Raw genomic sequence first — 16681 nt, 5'->3', positions numbered from 1 at the left:
CGTGAAGCCCAGACGAACGGCGGACCCCGATGGGCAAACATCGCACGACATGCTGGTCATGTACAGGTCATGCGCGGCATGGGCTCGCGGTCGCCACCACATGCGACCCGCGTACCCCGATCTCGGCGAGTCGGACGTCCGCGCAGGTCAGGCACGCAGATGTGCGGAAGTCATGGACTGCAGATGCCCGAGGAAGGCGAGCGTGGCCGGGTGTGTGGGAGTGCGCGGCCAGGCCATGCGGACCGTCACGGGCGGTACGTCCGCCAGGGGCAGATAGCGCACCCCCGGGTGCGGATGGCTCTGCTTGGTGGCCTCCGCGGTGACGCCGACCGCCTCCCCGGTGGCGATCACGGTGAGCCATTCGTCGACGTTGGCCACCTCGAACGTGCGGGGCCGTCGTCCCTCGGGCCACAGCTCGGCGGTGGTCGCGGCGGTGGCGCACAGCACCACCGGGCGGTCGGCGAGATCCGTCAGCCGCACCGACGGACGAGTGGCCAGCGGGTCGCTGTCGGGTACGGCGGCCATGCGCCGCTCCCGGTACAGCGACCGGACCTCGAGGCCGGCGCCGGGCGCGGGAGCGGTGCGCACCAGCGCCGCGTCGATCTCTCCGCGGCGCAGCGCCACCTCCGGATCGTCACGCCGGTACACCTGCACCGGGGTGCCGGGGTGCGCCTCCCGCCAGGTGCGCAGCAGTGGCACGGTCAGGTCGCCCAGTGCCGCCCAGGCGAAACCGATCCGCAGCGGCCGCACCCCGGCCGCGGCCTCCGTCAGTGCGTCATCCAGCTGACGAAGGATCAAATGAGCCCTTTGGTGCAGCTGTTGACCGGCGTCGGTGAGCGAGAGGGTGCGGGTGGTACGTTCCACCAGCCGCACGCCGACCCGGTTCTCCAGCTGCTCCAGGGTGCGTGAGAGGGCGGGCTGGCTGATGTGGAGCGCGGCCGCCGCGCCGGTGATGGTGCCCTCGTCGCCGATGGCGGCGAGCGCCCGCAGATGCCGTAGCTCCACATTCATAACTCTGAAGCATAAGTGCTCCCCAGAAGGTATTTCCCTCCCGCCGGGGGCCGGGCCTAGCGTCGCTGCCATGAAGATTCTCCTCATCGGCGCCACCGGCACGCTCGGCGCGGCCCTCCACAAGACACTCGACACCCGCGGCCACGATGTCCTCACCGTGGGACGCAGCGGCGGCGATCTGCGCCACGACATCACCGACCCCGCGCAGGTCACCGAGCTCTACGAGCGGGTCGGCCGGGTGGACGCCGTGGTCAGCGCCGCCGGACACGTGCCGTACAAGCCGGTCACCGAGCTGACCCCCGAGGACTATCTGGCCGCCTTCCACGGCAAGGTGCTCAGCCAGATCGACCTGGTGCGCCAGGGCATCCCCCGGATCGCCGAGCGCGGCTCCTTCACCCTCATCACCGGCGTGCTGGCCCGCGAGCCCATCCCCACGGGCAGTGCGGCCTCCATGGCCAACGGGGCGCTGGAGGCGTTCGTCCGGGCCGCCGCCATCGAGATCGCCCCGCAGCGCATCAACGCGATCAGCCCGACGGTCTTCACCGAGAGCCTCGCCAAGTACGGCGACTACTTCCCGGGCATGCCACCCGTCGATCTCGCCGACGTCACCCAGGCGTACGTCCGGTCCGTCGAGGGCGCGCAGACCGGGCAGATCTACGCCCTGTAGTGAGCTGGGTCCTGTCCGGGACAGGCGCCTTCTGCTCCGCATCGCCGTGCGGACGCGCTCCTGGGACGGGGGCGGTCCGCGGCGGGCGGGGGAACGACCACCATGTTGGCGCGCAGCCTCGTCGAGATCGCCTCGAAGACGGCGGCGGTGTCAGGGCGGAACCCTGGGGGGCGGAGGCCCATCGCGAAGCCGGCCGCGACGGTGCTCCGGCGGTGGCGAAGACGTACGGGTCACTGTGATGCGGTGCGCGGCGAGGATGCCTGGTCCGCCGGTGCCGTGGGCAGGTCGGCGCCCTCCACGATGAGTTCGCCTTGAGCTCGTGCGCCGTGGCGTGGTCGATGGCGTCCTGCAGTGCGACGGCCCTCAACAGCTCGCAGTTCAACGGTGAGTTCGGCACCGGACGGCGCGGGCGACGAGACGGGTCGCCGCGCTCTTCGCTCACGGCCGCGGGCCCGAGGCGTCGAGACCGCCGGGTCGGACAGGGCGCCGTGTGCGGTGGGTGCGCCACGACGATGGCGCCGGGCTCCGTGAAACGCCGGGCGGCCGCGCTGCCGGCGACGCCGAAGCCCTGGAGGGCGACAGGGCGCCGTCCAAAGTCAGGCCCGGACATCGGGCCGCCCCATCGGCCGACTCGGCGACCCGTCGACGGCGACGCCGAGCTTGTCGTGCGCCGCACCGCCGAGGTGCTCGCGCGTGCCGCGGACCGCCCCGCGATCACCCAGCTCGTCCTGGACGACGGCCGCGTCGCTCTCGGACAGCCCCATGTCCAGCCCGATCACGAACGCGATGTTGTCGACACCCATGCGCTGCAGCGATTCCGGATACTGGCGGTAGTTCGAGGCACAGACCGAGTACCGCGCCCGGCGCCCGGTGTCACCCGCGGCCTCGCAGCAGGCCTTCGGGGCCAGGTCACCGGACCGTCGCCGTCATGCCCGCCCCGCGTCGAAGTGGGCCGCGGCGACCACCAGGTCCTGCCAGGCCATGCCCACGCTCTTGAACAACCGCGGTCGGTCGGAAGGGAGTTGGGCCGTGCCTCGAACCAGATCGGCGAGGCCGACCAGCGTGCCGGGATCGAGTGCCCCTGACTGCACGGCCAGCACGATGTCGCCCGCCTCACGCAGCGCCGCCGAGACCGCCTCCACCACCACCGTCGAACGCCCGACAGTCGTCTCGTCGACCTCCCGGGCGTCCGGCTCGTGCGATCCGACGGCCACCACGGTCGCGTGGGGCGGCAGCAGCGAGCCGTCGAACAGCGGTGTGCGCGCGGTGGTGCAGCAGGCCACGACGTCCGCGTCCGCCACGTCGTCCGCACTGCCGACCCGCGCCTTGATGTCATCGGCGAACGCGCGGGTGCGCTCGGCGTCGCGGCCGACGACCACGACCTCCCGGATCGGCCGGACGCACCGCAGGGCCTCGACATGCGACCGTGCCTGCGGCCCCGTCCCGAACAGCACCAGTCGGCTCGCGTCCGGCTCGGCGAGCGCGTCGGCGGCGACGGCGGACACCGCGGCGGTACGTACGTTGGTGAGCGCGATGCCGTCCAGCAGGGCCAGCGGGGTGAGGGTCTCGCCGTCCAGGAGCAGGTAGTTGCCCTGGATCCGCGGCAGTTCCCGCGCCGGGTTGTCCGGTGCCACGGTCACCACCTTGACTCCGGCGTACGAGCCCCAGTGCGCGGGCATGAGCAGCAGCTCACCGCGGGGCACCGGGACGGCCGAACGCGCCGGGCCGGCCTCCGGATCGAGCCCTCCGAGCAGGCTCGCACGCAGCGCCCCGATGGCCGCCTCCATGGGCGGCGCACCCTCCAGAACGATCACAGCTGGAAACCCTCCTTGCTCACCGGTCATCCACGACCGGTTCCTCCCACGATGTGGGCCGGACAGCGGTGACCACAAGGGCCAGAAGATCATCCGACCGACGGCCGCGGCACCCCGCCTGGCCGACACTGCCCGGCGTTCGGCGCCCGAACCGCATGGCCGGGTAGCGGAAACCGCCCGGTTTTTCATGACGCAGGGCAAGCGAGTGCCGGTACTACGTCGTCGCATCGCGCCGCGTTCCGGCCACCGCCCGCAGCACGTCGACCAGTGCGGCCACCGTCGGCCGGTGTTCGGCGGCGGAGCGGAACACCACGACGATGTGCCGCTCGACCCTCTCGCGCAGCCGCACCACGTCGAAGCGGGAGGCGCGCAGCCTGAGCATCAGCTCCGTCACCGTGCTGATCCCGATGCCCGCCTCGACCAGCGCCAGCGTGGCCGCCGTGTCGGTCACCTCGTGCTGGACGTCGGGTTCGATGCCGGCCCGCCGGCAGACGGTGCGCACGGCGCGGCCGTAGTAGCTGTCGGGAGAGGGCAGGATCCACCCCAGGTTCTGCGTCTCGGCCAGGGCGACCTCCTTGCGGCCCTCCAGCCACCCGGTCGGCACCGCAAGGGAGAACCGCTCCCGGTCCAGCTGCATCACCCGCAGCGCCGGATCGCGGGGGATGGGCACGTCGGGGTAGTCCAGGCCGAGCGCCAGGTCCACCGCACCGGAGGCGACGGCGTCGTACACCTCGTCCACGTCCATGTCGCGGCTGTGCACGGCGAGCCCGGGATGCGCCTCGCGCACCCGCTGCAGCGCCGGCGGCAGGATCTCGGCGGCGGCCGTGGCGAACAGCCCCACCACCAGCACCCCGGAGACCTCGCCGCGGCTGCGCTCCAGCGCCTCGACCGCCTCGGCCTCCGTGGACAGGATCCGCTCGGCATGCCGGGCCAGCGTCATCCCGGCGTCGGTCAGCTCCACCCGCCGCCCCACCCGCTGCAGCAGCTCCATGCCGGTGGCCTTCTCCAGCGCGGCGATCTGCTGCGAGACCCCGCCGGGCGTGTACCCCAGTGCCCGGGCCACCGCGGTGATGGTTCCGCGCCTGGTCAGCTCCACGAGCGAACGCAGCTGGGAGCTCGTCCAGTCCATATAGGAACACTAATAGATCAGGCGCAGTAACTGTTCATGGACGTCAATGGTCGGGATGCGTCACGATGACGGCCAGAAAGCCCGATGCCCCCGGCCCGGCGCGGCCTCCGGAAGGGACGGCCCCTTGTCCTCCACATCCGCCTTCCGCTCCGTTCCGCCGTCCGCGGACGTCGTGATCATCGGCGGTGGCGTGATGGGCGCCAGTGCCGCGTTCCACCTCGCCGAGGCGGGGGTGACCGACATCGTCGTCGTCGAGCGCGGCGACCTGGCGTGCGGCAGCTCGGGCAAACCGATCGGCGGCGTACGCGCCCAGTTCTCCGACCCGCTCAACATCGAGCTGGGCAGCCGGAGCCTGCGTGCGTACGCGGACTTCCCGCAGCGCCCCGGCGCCGACATCCGCCTGGACACCGTCGGCTACCTCTTCCTGCTGACCACGGACCGGCAGGTCGCGGACTTCGAGGCCGGCGTCAGGACCCAGAACGCCCTCGGCGTCCCCACCCGCATGATCACCCCGGACGAGGCCCGCCGCCTCTGCCCCTACGTCAGCACCGACGGACTCGTGGCCGCCGCCCACTCGCCCGCCGACGGCCATGCCCGCCCCGTACTGGTCGTGAGGGGATACGCCGACGCCGCCGCCCGTGCCGGCGCCACCTTCGCCACCCGCACCACCGTGACCGGCATCGACACCGCGGGGGACCGCGTCACCGCCGTCCGCACCGACCACGGCAGCATCGACTGCAACACCGTGATCTGTACGGCGGGCGCCTGGTCGGGCCTGATCGGCAACATGGTCGGCATCGACCTGCCGGTCCGGCCGGTGCGCCGCCAACTCGCCTTCACCGAACCGCTCGTGCCCCCGGCGCCCCGCATCCCCTTCACCATCGACTTCGCCTCGTCGGCCTACTTCCACAACAGCGACGACGGCCTGCTGTTCGGCCTCGCCGACCCCCGCCAGCCCGACGGCTTCGACACCACCTGGACCCCGGAGTGGCTCGAACTGTTCCGGGACGCCGTACGCAGGCGGGCCCCCGAACTGGCCGACATGAGGACCGTCGGCGGCTGGGCCGGCCTCTACGAGGTCACCCCCGACCACAACGCCCTCATCGGCCGCTCCGGCGAACTCGTCAACTTCCTCTACGCCACGGGGTTTTCGGGCCATGGCTTCCTGCAGGCCCCGGCCGTCGGCGAGATCCTGCGCGACCTCCACCTCGACCGCGCACCCTTCGTCGACATCTCCCCGCTCAGCGCCGACCGCTTCCGTTCGGGCGCCGAGATCCGCCCCGAAGCCCACGTGGTGTGAACCTGCCGAATCCCGTGCGGTGCGCCCCTGATCGCGCTGACCGCCCTTACCCGCCTGCCGAACCCGAAGGAAGCGCCATGACGAGCACGACCCTGCCCAGCACCGAGGACCTGCGCACCCGCGCCCGTACGAGCCTGGAGCGCATCGGCGTCACCGCCCCCGAAGGCGCCGACTTCCAGGCCCGTACGCCGATCACCGGCGAGGACCTCTTCGGCCTCACGGCTGCCGGCGCCGCCGACACCGAGGAGGCCATCGAGGCCACCCGGCAGGCCTTCCTCACCTGGCGCACCACCCCGGCCCCGCGCCGCGGTGAACTGGTGCGCCGACTGGGCGAGTTGCTGCGCGACCACAAGAGCGACCTGGCGGACCTCATCACCATCGAAGCGGGCAAGATCCGCTCCGAGGCGCTCGGCGAGGTCCAGGAGATGATCGACATCTGCGACTTCGCCGTCGGCCTCTCCCGCCAGCTCTACGGCCGCACGATCGCCTCCGAGCGCCCCGGCCACCGCCTGGCCGAGACCTGGCACCCGCTGGGCGTCGTCGGCGTGATCTCCGCGTTCAACTTCCCGGCCGCCGTGTGGTCCTGGAACACCGCCGTGGCCCTGGCCTGCGGCGACACGGTGATCTGGAAGCCGTCCGAGCTGACCCCGCTGATCTCCCTCGCCTGCGACCGGCTGCTCGCCCAGGCCGCCGAGGACACCGGCGCGCCCCGGGACGTGCACCGGCTCCTGCTCGGCGACCGCACCGTCGGCGAACGACTCGTCGACGACCCGCGCGTCGCCCTCGTCAGCGCCACCGGCTCCACCCGCATGGGCCGCGAGGTCGGCCCCCGCGTCGCGGCCCGCTTCGGCCGCAGCCTGCTGGAGCTCGGCGGCAACAACGCGGCGATCGTCGCTCCCTCGGCCGACCTCGACCTCGCCGTGCAGGGCATCGTCTTCGCCGCGGCCGGCACCGCGGGGCAACGCTGTACGACGCTGCGCCGCCTGATCGTGCACCGCGACATCGCCGACACACTCGTCGCACGGCTCACGGCCGCCTACGCCAGGCTTCCCATCGGGGACCCCTTCGACGAGAGCACCCTCGTCGGACCGCTCATCTCCACCAAGGCCCTCGACGGCATGCAGGACGCCGTCACCCGCGCCCAGGCCCAGGGCGGCAAGATCCTGGCCGGCGGTGAGCGCCGCCTGGCCGAAGCCGCGCCGCGGGCCGCCTACGTCGAACCGGTCATCGTCCGCGTCGACGAACAGACGGACGTCGTACGGGAGGAGACTTTCGCGCCGATCCTCTACGTCCTGACCTACGACACGCTGGAAGAGGCCATCGCCCTGCACAACGACGTCCCGCAGGGCCTGTCCTCCAGCATCTTCACCCGCGACCAGCAGGAAGCAGAGCTCTTCCTCTCCGCCGAGGGCTCCGACTGCGGCATCGCCAACGTCAACATCGGTACCTCCGGCGCCGAGATCGGCGGCGCCTTCGGCGGGGAGAAGGAGACGGGCGGCGGCCGCGAGTCGGGCTCCGACGCCTGGCGCGCGTACATGCGCCCGGCCACCAACACCATCAACTACTCCGGCCGACTCGCCCTGGCCCAGAACGTCAGCTTCCTCTAGGGGATCACCCGCGCTGGGCGAGCATCCTCAGACTGTACGACCGTCACTGCCCTGCCCTCGGATCAGCAACGAGCCTGTCGGCGGGGCCGGTTGGCGGGCACAGCCCTGCGCGGTCAGCGGGGTCGAGGGCGCGCGGTGACGTCCGCCAGATAGCCGCGCAGCATGACCTTGGCCTCGTCGAGGAGTTCCGCGTCCCCCTCGGCGTTTTGCCGGAACGCCTCCTGTGCCAGCGCGTCGGCCGCGAGGACCGCGGCCTGGCAGGTGCGGGCGAGGGTCTCGTGGTCGTGGGCCAGGTCGAGCGCGAGCAGGACACGGCGGATTCCGTCGGCCATACGCCACTTGTGCGCGCGGTCCGCGGCGCGGGTCCGCTCGGTCAGGCCGCTGCCGAACCACAGGGCCCGGAAGCCGTGCTCCGTGCGGTAGATCCCGGCGAACGCGTCGATCAGCACGCCCACCGGGTCTTCCCAGCGCTCCGCCGCCGCGGCCTGTACGAGGCCGTCCATGGCGGCCTCGAGTTTCGCGAAGTAACCGGCCGCCAGGGCGTCGATGATCGCGTCGCGGTCGGGCAGGTACTGATACAGCGAGCCGACCGACACCTTCGCTGCTGCGGCGACCCGGGTGGTGGTCAGCGCCTCGACTCCCTCACCGATGAGGATGCGCTCGGCGGCCTCCAGGACCCGTGCCAACCGCGCCTTGCTGCGCGCCTGTTGGGGGGTACGGCGCAGGGGAGCGGCCCCGCTGACCTCCGCGGTCGGCTCGCCCACGAACAACCTCCGAACCTGAACGTGACATTGTTTCATGTTTAGGTTACGGTCCCGCACATGACCGACTCAAGCGCGGCGCTCGGGCGGGAGCGGGCCGCCGTGGCGGACGCCTGCCGCCGGCTGGGGGCCGAGGGCCTGCTCATCGGTACGGCCGGGAACGTGAGCGTGCGGGTGGAGGAGCAGGTCGCGATCACCGCGACCGGGGCGGTGCTCGCCGAACTCACCGCGGACCAGGTGACGGTGGTCGACCTGGACGGCAAGATCATGGCCGGAACCCTGGAGCCGACCTCGGAGCTCGACCTGCACCTCGGCGTCTACCGTCGCTACGGCACCGGCGCGGTCGTCCACACCCACGCCCCGATGGCCACCGCTCTCTCCCTGGTCCTCGACGAACTGCCCTGCATCCACTACCAGTTGCTCGCTCTCGGCGGCACGGTCCGTGTCGCGCCGTACGCCACCTTCGGCACCCCCGAACTCGCCAGGTCGGTGCTCGCCGCGCTGGAGGGCCGCAGCGCCGCCCTGATGGCCAACCACGGCGCAGTCACTCACGCGCCGACCCTGGACAAGGCGGTCGAGCACGCCCTGCTGCTGGAGTGGGCCTGCGGTGTCTACCAGCACGCGGCCGCGCTCGGATCACCGCGCGTCCTCGACGAACAGCAGCAACTAGCGGTCATCGAGGCCGCCATCGCCCGCAACTACGGCACCACCCACCCCGTACCACCCGCGCAGGAGGAAGAGCGATGAAGGTCGTCACGATGGGCGTGCACGTGCTGGACGTACTGGTACGGCCGGTGGAGGAGATACCCGAGGGCCAGGGCGCGACCCTCGTCGACGACATCCGGATGACCGCCGCCGGGACCGCCGGCGGCACCGCCCTCACGCTCGCCAAGCTGGGCGCCTCGGTACGCACCGCCGGCGCGATCGGCAGCGACCCGACCGGCGACCTGCTCGTCCAACTCCTCGACAGGGCAGGCATCGACACCGGGCTGCTCGTCCGCCGCACCGACACCTCGACCTCGGCGAGCGTCCTGCCCATCCGCCCCAACGGCGACCGCCCCTCACTCCATCTCCTCGGCGCCAACATCACCTACGGCCTCGACGACGTGCCCTGGGACGCCGTGGCCGAGGCGACCCACCTCCACCTGGGCGGCCCCGAGCTGATCGGCGCCGACGTCGCCGCGCGCATCCTGGCGTACGCCAAGGAGCACGACGTGGTCACCTCGGTGGACCTCCTCGCCCCCGGCGAGCTGGGCACCTTCGACCAGATCGAACCGCTGCTCCCGCACGTCGACCACCTGCTCCCCAATGACGACCAGGTCCTCGGCTTCAGCGAGGAGCAGGACCTGGTGACCGGCGCGAAGAAGCTCCTGGCCGCCGGGGCCGGTCTCGTCGCCGTCACCCGCGGCGGCGACGGCGCGCTCCTGGTGACCGCGGACGGCACCGAGACCGTACCCGCCTTCGAGGTCGACGTCGTCGACACCACCGGCTGCGGTGACGCCTTCTCGGCAGGCTTCATACGCGGCATCGGCCTCGGCCGCACCCCGCGCGAGGCCGCCGTGCTGGGCAGCGCCGCGGCAGCACTGGTGGCGCAGGGGCTGGGCAGCGACCACGGGGAGTTCGACCTGCCGGAGGCCGACGAGTTCGCCATGACCCGCAAAACCCGTTCGTGAGCCGCTAGACCCCGGCTGAAACGGTGTAAACCGTCACCGGGTCAATCAAGTGGTGACGGTCACGACGGGGGCGTACGGTCGAACGGTAGACGCCGCAGTGGACGGAACCGTTCACTGATGCCGAGTGCGACACGCCATGAGCAGCAGTCCGCAGCCGACCTCCGCATCACAGGCCGCCACCCGCGAACCGGGCGGCGGCGGACACGGCATGGCGCTGCTGGTCATCGCGTCCTGCCAGCTGATGGTGGTCCTGGACATCACCATCGTGAACATCGCGCTGCCGCACATCCAGACCGCGCTGGACTTCTCCACCACCAGCCTGTCCTGGGTGGTCAACGCATACACCCTGACCTTCGGCGGCCTGCTGCTGCTCGGCGGCCGCACCGGGGACATCCTCGGCAGGCGGCGCATGTTCGTCTTCGGGGTGCTGCTGTTCGCGCTGGCCTCCCTGCTGGGCGGGCTCGCCCAGAACTCCGGCCAGCTCCTCGCCGCACGCGCACTGCAGGGTGTCGGCGGCGCCATCGCGTCACCGACGGCCCTCGCCCTGATCAGCACGACCTTCCGCGAGGGTCCGGAACGCAACCGGGCTTTCGGGGTGTTCGCCGGGGTCTCGGCGGGCGGCGGTGCCATCGGGCTGCTCGCGGGCGGGGTCATCGTCGAGTGGCTGAACTGGCGCTGGGTGCTCTTCGTGAACGTCCCCATCGCGGTGCTCATCACCCTCGCCACGCCACGCTGGATCAAGGAGTCCGAACGCCACCCGGGCCACTTCGACCTCGCCGGCGCGCTGACGTCCACGCTGGGCATGGTGCTGCTGGTGTACGGCTTCATCAGAGCGGCGCAGGACGGCTGGCGGGACGCGCTCACGCTGGCCTCGTTCGGTGCGGCCGTCGTCGTCCTCACGGCCTTCATCCTGATCGAGCGGCGCTCCAGCCAGCCGATCACACCGCTGCACATGTTCGCCGACCGCAACCGCGCCGGCACCTACGGCATCATGCTCAGCCTCGCCGCCGCGATCTTCGGCATGTTCTTCTTCCTCACGCTCTTCGTGCAGAACGTGCTGGGCTTCAGCCCACTGGCCACCGGGTTCGCCTTCCTTCCGGTCAGTGCGGTCATCGCCTTCGGTGCCGGGCTGGCCTCGCGGTTCCTGCCCACCTTCGGCCCCAAGCCGTTCATGGTGGTGGGAGCGATCCTCGCGGCGGCCGGTCTGGCCTGGCTGACCCTGACCGACGTCCACTCCACCTATGCGGGCAGCATTCTCGGCCCGATCCTCGTCTTCAGCCTGGGCATGGGCATGGAGTTCGTCTCGCTCACCCTCATGGCACTCTCGAACGTCTCCGTCGAGGAGACCGGCGCGGCCTCCGGACTCCTCAACGCCACCCAGCAGGTGGGCGGTTCACTCGGCCTGTCCATCCTGGTCACCATGTTCGGCACCGCCAGCACCAACGAGGCCCACAAGCAGATCCCGCGCTTCCTGGCCCAGGCCACCCCGGCCGAACGCCTGCGCTTCAAGCACACCGGTCAGCTCCCGAGCCCCTGGTCCGACCACGTGCTCACGTCCGGCATCTCGGCGGCCTTCATCATGGCGGCGATCTTCACCGTCGTCGCCGCCCTGATCGCCCTGTTCGTCATCCAGGTCCGCCCCTCCGACCTGGAACGACTCAAGGGCGGGATGGGACCCGGCCCGGGCTGACGCTCCTCAGCCCGCCGAGACCGTCTGCCCGCCCCACTCCTCCGGCGCGATGTCCGCAAGGGTCTCCGAGAACGTCCACTGATGGCCCGCGAGGTCCTCGGCCGTGTACTGGCGTTCCCCGTACTCGAAGTCGGTCGGTTCCATCACGATGCGTGCGCCGTGTGCCCGGGCCTGCTCACAGTGCGCGCGGGCGTCTTCGACGCGCACCATGACGGAGTGCGTGACCTCGCCGGGGCGCGGGGGACGGCGGTCCCTGCGGGTGTCCCCGACGATCACGGCGCCGTCGCCGAACCCGAGTTGCGCGCGGTGGTCCTCGCCGATCCGTACCCGTTCCACGAACCCGAAGGCCGCACCGAGCCAGGCGACCGCCGCACGTACATCGGGGTAGATCAGGACGGGGATGACGGTCGAGGAGGGGATGGAACGGTTCGGCTTCATGGCCGACTCCCTGTCGTCGGGAACCCGTCGCCGGAACACCCGGCCTCGGAAAAGGAGAGGCGGGGCGTGCGCCGGTCGTGCCAGGCTAGCCGGTCGGTCCATGCCTGCGCCGTGCGTCCACGAGTCCCCATGGGAGTGTCGGTGACCGTATCTCGTCTGGCTCCGTTGCTCGAGCAGTTCGACTTCGCCTGCGGGCGTCTGGCCGCCCGGCTGACCGGGCCGGTGATGGACAGCGGCGACGGCTCGGACACCGAGGTCGGGCCCATGACCGATGAGGAGTACCTCTGGGAGCCGGTGGCGGACTGCTGGTCGGTGCGGCGACGGGTGGACGGCCCCGGGCCGCGGGCCACCCTGCTGGCCGGTTCCGCGGACGGAGACTGGGGGCGTGACGCGGCGTCCTGTCCGCACCCCTGGCCGCCGCCCTTCACCACCATCGCGTGGCGGCTGAGCCACCTCAGCGAGATGCTCACCCTCCGCGCCGACCACACGGCAGGCACCCACGGCCTCACCCGGGACGACTACCTCGTCAGCGGTAACGTGGCAGCGGCCGTCGCCGCCTTCGACGCCGGTGTCACGGCCTGGCGGGAGGCGCTGCTGAGCAGCGGCGACGCGGCGCTCGACAAGGTCGGCCACTGTACGTATCCGCACGGCAGCGACCCGGAAGAGCCCTTCGTCGACATCGTGTGGTGGGTCAACCAGGAAGTCCTGCACCACGGGGCCGAGATCGCCCTGCTGCGCGACCTGTACCGCGCGCGCCGGCCCTGACCGCGCCGCCACGGTTCACGGCGTGGGGATCAGCCCCAGCTGCTGGGCCCGCAGGACCGTGCTGATGCGGTCGCGGGTGCCGAGTTTGCGGTAGATCTTCTCGATGTGCTTGTGGACCGTGCGGTCCGAGATGCCGAGCCGCCGGCCGATCGCGGCCGCGGTCAGGGCGTCCGTGAGCAGGAGCAGGACGGTCATCTCCCGGGGGGTGAGAGGACAGTCCGCGGCCGTTTCGCCTGCGGAGTCCGGGGCGGCCGTCCGCTTCCATCGCTCCAGGAGCTGCCGTTGCTGCTCGACGGCCGCCAGCAGCGGCTGCAGCTGCCGGGCCACCCGGATGTGGTCCTCGGTGAAGTCCGTACCGGAGCGGTAGATCATGCAACCGGTGATCGGCGTCGTCGTCTGGGGCAGGGGTACGGCCAGGACGTGGTCCGCGTCCATGACGTCGCCGATCAGCCGCGCGGTCGGGCTCGTGGACCATGCGGCGCCTGCGGCCGCGCGTGCCGTGAGGGGAGTCCGGTCCGGCCCGCCCGCGTAGTGGTCCGCGAACGGGAAACCCGCCCGCAACAGGCCCAGGTCCTCCTCCCCGAGCCCGTCGAACTCGACGGCGACCTCGGCGGGCATGCCGACCGTGCCCTGGGCCTCGTTCCAGTCGTCGAGCTTGTAGATCAGGGTCTCGCCGCCGCACAGACCGGGCAGGGCGGACGCCAGCAGCGGCCACAACCGCTCCGGCTCACGCTCGTTGAGGGCGGCGACGGCCACCGACAGCATGCGTTCGTGGGCTCCGCCCGGCACCTGTGCCACGTTCTTCTCCGCTCGTCCGCCGCGTACGCAGTTGTACCCATACCGGCGACGCCGTCCACTGCTCCAGACTGCATGCGAGCAGCCTCGAACAACAACGACGTTCTCGCATTACCCCAGCACACCGGCGCCACGGCAGCCGCAGCGGGGGAGTCCCGGCGGGAAGGCCCGTCGTCCGCCCGGAGGGCGGGAGAGTGACGACAGGGCCTGGGGAGGACGCCCGGGAACCCCACGCCGTGGCGGGGCCGCCGGCGCGGGGGGCCGGCGGCCCCCCCCCCGCGCACACCCGCCCCGCCCGGGGGGGACGCCCCCCACCCCACATAGCCATGACGCCACCCGCGGCGGGGCGGCCCCCGTCCACTCGTCGCGGCTGCGCATCCCCGACTCCACGTACAGCCGGTGCAGCCGGTCGAGGGCGTCGTGATCCAGCTCCACGCCACTCGCCGCCCACATGGGTGTGATCGCCTGGGAGGGGAGCGGCGGCCAGCACACCGTACTTCGAGGTCTCCACCGTCCAGGCCGTGTTGGGGTCCAGCCGCAAAGGCTGATCGGAAAAGGCCTCCGCCAGCGCCCTGATCGCCGCGATCCCCTCCCCGGCGGGAAGACGCCTCCTTGAGCTGGAACGACCGGAACCCGTACCGCTGTTGCATCAACCGGGCCTGCTCGCGTGCCTGCATCACCGGACGCTGCGGAGCGCCTGTGGCGAGCAAGGAGGTGGCCGCCGACTTCCGTCGGCGGCCACCTCCTTGCTCATCGTGCGGTTGGTGTCACACGGGGCGTACGGCGATACGGACCGCGGCTTCGCCTGCGTAGTGGACCGGGTCCTCGCGGATGACAGCACCCGGGCCGGGCGCGTGAATCATCAGGCCGTTGCCGGTGTAGATGCCGACATGGCTGAAGTTGTCGTTGAAGAAGATCAGGTCTCCGGGGCGGCTCTCGGCCAGGGGAATCACCGTGCCGGCGCCCGCCTGCTCGTACGTGGTGCGGGGCAGGGTGACCCCGGCGGCCCGCCAGGCGGCCTGGGTCAGCCCGGCGTTGTCGTACGACTCCGGCCCGACCGCACCCCACAGGCACGGCCTGCCGATCTGTGCACGGGCGAAGTCGATCGCCCTGTCGGCCTTGGTGGCGGTGGGCGTGACGGCGGCGGGCACACCCGTGTCGAGGACGGACGGCTGCACGGTCCAACCCCCGGCCTGGGGTATGCGGGTGTCGAGCGCGGACGGCTGGGTGCGCCATTCCTCCACGGCGGGTACGCCCGTGTCCAGCACGGAAGGCTGCATAGGCCACTCCTGCGTCGCGGGTGCACCCGTGTCGAGCACGGAAGGCTGCATGCGCCACTGCTCCACCGCGGGTACGCCGGTGTCGAGGACGGACGGCTGCATCAGCTGTGCCCCGGCCGGCGGCAGGCCCGTGTCGAGGACCGTCGGCTGCTGCCGCCACGCTTCCTCGGCCGCCGGGCGGGTCTGTTGCGTCTGGTCCTGCCAGGGCAGCTGGGCCGGCACGGCCTCGACAGCCGGGCGTGGTGCGGAGGTCTGCCGGGCGGTGTACCGGTACAGCAGTTCGCTGGCCGCCGCGATCTTGCGCTGGTTCTGCTCCTTGGACCTGCGCAGGGAGGTCTGCCTGGACTCGGGTGCCGCCGCCGGCAGCGCGGGGGCGGCCTCCTGGCGGGGCTGCGGGACGGCGGGGAGCACGGCCGTGGGGCCGGCGGTCAGCTCGGCGACCGGACGGCGGGACTCCGCGGAGGGCAGCTCGGGCACGGACCGGGCGGTCGTCGCCGGCTCCGGGGCGGTACTGCGGCTGTCCGCCGGGCGCCGGGGCTCGGCCTGGCGAGCCGGCATACGGTCGGCCGGCAGCACAGCGGGAACCGTCGGGCCCAGGGACGCACGCGCTCCGTCGAACCACCGCCGGGACACCGAGTCGAGTGCCGGATCCGAGCGGCCGCGCTCGCGTGCCGGGGCGGCGGGCGGCCGCGCTCCCAGCAGCTGGGCCCGGGTGAAGTTGTAGTTGCCGGTGTCGGACTCGGCCTGGTCGTAGAGGCTGCTCACCCGCTGCCTGACGGCTTCGCGGCTGGGGCCCTCGTCACCGGTCGACGGCGCGGCGTCGGCGGTCTGCGAGAACAGGGCCACCGAGGTGAGGGCCGCGGTCGCGAGAGCGGAGTTGCGCATGCCGGGAAGGCCGAGACCTCCGGTGCGCGATGGTCGATCCGGCGCCATGGGAGCCGTACTCCTTCCGTACTCCGCCTACCGAGTTAGCTGTCGGGTTCGGGCGGTCGGTTCCGGAAGGCATGCCCTACGGCCCCTGCCCTGGCGGGCAGTTGGCCGATTCACCCCGTCGTTCGGTTGGGTCCCCGGTTCCGGCTGCCACGGGGGCGCACCGGATTCGGCGGAGGCCGCGCGTCCCGGCGGGGTTCGCCGGAGGAACTCGTGCGGCCTGAAGCAACGCTAGCCAACTTGTGCGGCTCGTGTGAAGGTTGGAGGCCGGAATGTCCGATACGCTTTTGTGACCTTCGTCGTGACGCACCGTCAGATCCGTGTGTTGTGCACACAGTGGATCCGGACGGCGACCGTCCGTCGCGAACGGGCCGCGTCAGGCCCGCGGGCCCTCGCTGCGAGCCTCACGCTCGGCGTTGCGCTTCTTGATGCGCGCCGTCTCCTTGCGGACCTCCGCCTGAGTGGCGCGCTCCTTCTGCAGCCACTCGGGCTGTTCCTGCTTCAGGGCCTCGATCTGCTCGGTGGTGAGCGCCTCGGTGATCCCGCCGCGGGCGAGACCCGCGATGGAGACACCCAGCTTCGCCGCGACCACCGGACGCGGGTGCGGGCCATTGGCGCGCAGCTCGCGCAGCCACTCGGGCGGCTCGGCCTGGAGCTGGTCGAGCTCGGCTCGTGAGACGACACCCCCCCGGAACTCGGCGGGGGTGGCCTCGAGGTACACACCCAGCTTCTTCGCCGCGGTCGCGGGCTTCATCGTCTGGGTGCTCTGGTGCGACTTCATGCCGTCCAGGGTATCGAGCATGTTCGAGCCCTCCGACCAC

16 protein-coding genes, 1 pseudogene and 1 riboswitch are annotated in these 16681 nt (G+C 71.8%); of the genes and pseudogenes, 7 read left to right on the top strand and 10 right to left on the bottom strand.

The window, feature by feature from the left end; genetic code table 11:
- Positions 1 to 147: 147 nt before the first annotated feature.
- Positions 148 to 1011, bottom strand: coding sequence for a LysR family transcriptional regulator (locus tag ACFY1E_RS11545; protein WP_389074197.1), 864 nt, complete (start codon positions 1009 to 1011; stop codon positions 148 to 150).
- Between the two features lie 70 nt (positions 1012 to 1081).
- Between ACFY1E_RS11545 and ACFY1E_RS11540 the strand changes: the two genes are divergently transcribed.
- On the top strand, positions 1082 to 1678 hold the full coding sequence (locus ACFY1E_RS11540) for a short chain dehydrogenase (protein ID WP_389074195.1): 597 nt from the start codon (positions 1082 to 1084) through the stop codon (positions 1676 to 1678).
- Between the two features lie 596 nt (positions 1679 to 2274).
- Here the strand turns inward: ACFY1E_RS11540 and ACFY1E_RS11535 are convergent.
- The 3 genes from ACFY1E_RS11535 to ACFY1E_RS11525 form a co-directional block, all read right to left on the bottom strand.
- Positions 2275 to 2481 carry a hypothetical protein gene (locus tag ACFY1E_RS11535; RefSeq protein ID WP_389074193.1) on the bottom strand — a complete coding sequence of 69 codons (207 nt, stop codon included), beginning with the start codon at positions 2479 to 2481 and terminating at the stop codon, positions 2275 to 2277.
- Between the two features lie 123 nt (positions 2482 to 2604).
- Positions 2605 to 3465: an ornithine cyclodeaminase family protein gene (locus ACFY1E_RS11530; RefSeq protein ID WP_389074913.1), complete on the bottom strand. Its 861-nt coding sequence runs from the start codon at positions 3463 to 3465 to the stop codon at positions 2605 to 2607.
- Positions 3466 to 3706: 241 nt separating this feature from the next.
- Positions 3707 to 4621, bottom strand: a complete 915-nt coding sequence (locus tag ACFY1E_RS11525; RefSeq protein WP_389074191.1) for a LysR family transcriptional regulator — start codon at positions 4619 to 4621, stop codon at positions 3707 to 3709.
- Between the two features lie 124 nt (positions 4622 to 4745).
- On the opposite strand from ACFY1E_RS11525, the gene ACFY1E_RS11520 reads away from it, so the two are divergent.
- Complete coding sequence (locus tag ACFY1E_RS11520) at positions 4746 to 5921, top strand: NAD(P)/FAD-dependent oxidoreductase (RefSeq protein ID WP_389074189.1); 1176 nt, start codon at positions 4746 to 4748, stop codon at positions 5919 to 5921.
- A gap of 77 nt (positions 5922 to 5998) precedes the next feature.
- On the top strand, positions 5999 to 7528 hold the full coding sequence (locus tag ACFY1E_RS11515) for an aldehyde dehydrogenase family protein (protein ID WP_389074186.1): 1530 nt from the start codon (positions 5999 to 6001) through the stop codon (positions 7526 to 7528).
- A gap of 113 nt (positions 7529 to 7641) precedes the next feature.
- On the opposite strand, the gene ACFY1E_RS11510 is transcribed toward ACFY1E_RS11515, so the two are convergent.
- Positions 7642 to 8292, bottom strand: coding sequence for a TetR/AcrR family transcriptional regulator (locus ACFY1E_RS11510; protein ID WP_389074184.1), 651 nt, complete (start codon positions 8290 to 8292; stop codon positions 7642 to 7644).
- 57 nt (positions 8293 to 8349) lie between these two features.
- Here ACFY1E_RS11510 and ACFY1E_RS11505 point away from each other — a divergent pair, with 57 nt between their 5' ends.
- The 3 genes from ACFY1E_RS11505 to ACFY1E_RS11495 all read left to right on the top strand — a co-directional run bounded on the left by ACFY1E_RS11505 (position 8350) and on the right by ACFY1E_RS11495 (position 11652).
- A complete protein-coding gene (locus tag ACFY1E_RS11505; RefSeq protein ID WP_389074181.1) occupies positions 8350 to 9036 on the top strand; it encodes a class II aldolase/adducin family protein in 687 nt (228 codons plus the stop codon).
- Positions 9033 to 9962 carry a carbohydrate kinase family protein gene (locus tag ACFY1E_RS11500; RefSeq protein WP_389074179.1) on the top strand — a complete coding sequence of 310 codons (930 nt, stop codon included), beginning with the start codon at positions 9033 to 9035 and terminating at the stop codon, positions 9960 to 9962. The genes ACFY1E_RS11505 and ACFY1E_RS11500 overlap by 4 nt, the downstream gene beginning before the upstream one ends.
- A gap of 136 nt (positions 9963 to 10098) precedes the next feature.
- The gene (locus ACFY1E_RS11495; RefSeq protein ID WP_389074176.1) at positions 10099 to 11652 is read left to right on the top strand and encodes an MFS transporter; all 1554 of its coding nucleotides are present in this window, start codon (positions 10099 to 10101) and stop codon (positions 11650 to 11652) included.
- A 6-nt stretch (positions 11653 to 11658) separates the two neighbouring features.
- Here ACFY1E_RS11495 and ACFY1E_RS11490 read toward each other — a convergent pair whose 3' ends face one another.
- On the bottom strand, positions 11659 to 12090 hold the full coding sequence (locus ACFY1E_RS11490) for a VOC family protein (RefSeq protein WP_389074174.1): 432 nt from the start codon (positions 12088 to 12090) through the stop codon (positions 11659 to 11661).
- Positions 12091 to 12231: 141 nt separating this feature from the next.
- Here ACFY1E_RS11490 and ACFY1E_RS11485 point away from each other — a divergent pair, with 141 nt between their 5' ends.
- Positions 12232 to 12855, top strand: coding sequence for a DinB family protein (locus ACFY1E_RS11485; RefSeq protein ID WP_389074172.1), 624 nt, complete (start codon positions 12232 to 12234; stop codon positions 12853 to 12855).
- A gap of 15 nt (positions 12856 to 12870) precedes the next feature.
- Here the strand turns inward: ACFY1E_RS11485 and ACFY1E_RS11480 are convergent, their stop codons facing one another.
- The 4 genes and pseudogenes from ACFY1E_RS11480 to ACFY1E_RS11465 all read right to left on the bottom strand — a co-directional run bounded on the left by ACFY1E_RS11480 (position 12871) and on the right by ACFY1E_RS11465 (position 16641).
- Positions 12871 to 13620: a response regulator transcription factor gene (locus tag ACFY1E_RS11480; RefSeq protein ID WP_389074911.1), complete on the bottom strand. Its 750-nt coding sequence runs from the start codon at positions 13618 to 13620 to the stop codon at positions 12871 to 12873.
- Positions 13621 to 14143: 523 nt separating this feature from the next.
- Positions 14144 to 14315: pseudogene (locus tag ACFY1E_RS11475) on the bottom strand (enolase C-terminal domain-like protein); the annotation flags it as partial.
- 102 nt (positions 14316 to 14417) lie between these two features.
- A complete protein-coding gene (locus tag ACFY1E_RS11470) occupies positions 14418 to 15815 on the bottom strand; it encodes an NlpC/P60 family protein (protein WP_389074169.1) in 1398 nt (465 codons plus the stop codon).
- A 56-nt stretch (positions 15816 to 15871) separates the two neighbouring features.
- Positions 15872 to 16045, bottom strand: a riboswitch (cyclic di-AMP (ydaO/yuaA leader).
- Between the two features lie 191 nt (positions 16046 to 16236).
- The gene (locus ACFY1E_RS11465; RefSeq protein WP_389074167.1) at positions 16237 to 16641 is read right to left on the bottom strand and encodes a DUF5997 family protein; all 405 of its coding nucleotides are present in this window, start codon (positions 16639 to 16641) and stop codon (positions 16237 to 16239) included.
- Positions 16642 to 16681 lie beyond the last annotated feature (40 nt).

The organism is Streptomyces sp. NPDC001604 (genome assembly GCF_042893475.1).
Classification (GTDB): Bacteria; Actinomycetota; Actinomycetes; order Streptomycetales; family Streptomycetaceae; genus Streptomyces.
Note: the sequence above shows the minus strand (reverse complement) of the source record. Positions and strands in the feature narration are given on the sequence as shown.

What these genes read in the sequence shown, in the direction of transcription:
- ACFY1E_RS11545 (WP_389074197.1), bottom strand. Translation starts at nt 1,011, where the DNA reads ATGAATGTGGAGCTACGGCATCTGCGGGCGCTCGCCGCCATCGGCGAC.
- ACFY1E_RS11540 (WP_389074195.1), top strand. Translation starts at nt 1,082, where the DNA reads ATGAAGATTCTCCTCATCGGCGCCACCGGCACGCTCGGCGCGGCCCTC.
- ACFY1E_RS11535 (WP_389074193.1), bottom strand. Translation starts at nt 2,481, where the DNA reads ATGGGTGTCGACAACATCGCGTTCGTGATCGGGCTGGACATGGGGCTG.
- ACFY1E_RS11530 (WP_389074913.1), bottom strand. Translation starts at nt 3,465, where the DNA reads ATGGAGGCGGCCATCGGGGCGCTGCGTGCGAGCCTGCTCGGAGGGCTC.
- ACFY1E_RS11525 (WP_389074191.1), bottom strand. Translation starts at nt 4,621, where the DNA reads ATGGACTGGACGAGCTCCCAGCTGCGTTCGCTCGTGGAGCTGACCAGG.
- ACFY1E_RS11515 (WP_389074186.1), top strand. Translation starts at nt 5,999, where the DNA reads ATGACGAGCACGACCCTGCCCAGCACCGAGGACCTGCGCACCCGCGCC.
- ACFY1E_RS11505 (WP_389074181.1), top strand. Translation starts at nt 8,350, where the DNA reads ATGACCGACTCAAGCGCGGCGCTCGGGCGGGAGCGGGCCGCCGTGGCG.
- ACFY1E_RS11500 (WP_389074179.1), top strand. Translation starts at nt 9,033, where the DNA reads ATGAAGGTCGTCACGATGGGCGTGCACGTGCTGGACGTACTGGTACGG.
- ACFY1E_RS11495 (WP_389074176.1), top strand. Translation starts at nt 10,099, where the DNA reads ATGAGCAGCAGTCCGCAGCCGACCTCCGCATCACAGGCCGCCACCCGC.
- ACFY1E_RS11490 (WP_389074174.1), bottom strand. Translation starts at nt 12,090, where the DNA reads ATGAAGCCGAACCGTTCCATCCCCTCCTCGACCGTCATCCCCGTCCTG.
- ACFY1E_RS11480 (WP_389074911.1), bottom strand. Translation starts at nt 13,620, where the DNA reads ATGCTGTCGGTGGCCGTCGCCGCCCTCAACGAGCGTGAGCCGGAGCGG.
- ACFY1E_RS11470 (WP_389074169.1), bottom strand. Translation starts at nt 15,815, where the DNA reads ATGCGCAACTCCGCTCTCGCGACCGCGGCCCTCACCTCGGTGGCCCTG.
- ACFY1E_RS11465 (WP_389074167.1), bottom strand. Translation starts at nt 16,641, where the DNA reads ATGAAGTCGCACCAGAGCACCCAGACGATGAAGCCCGCGACCGCGGCG.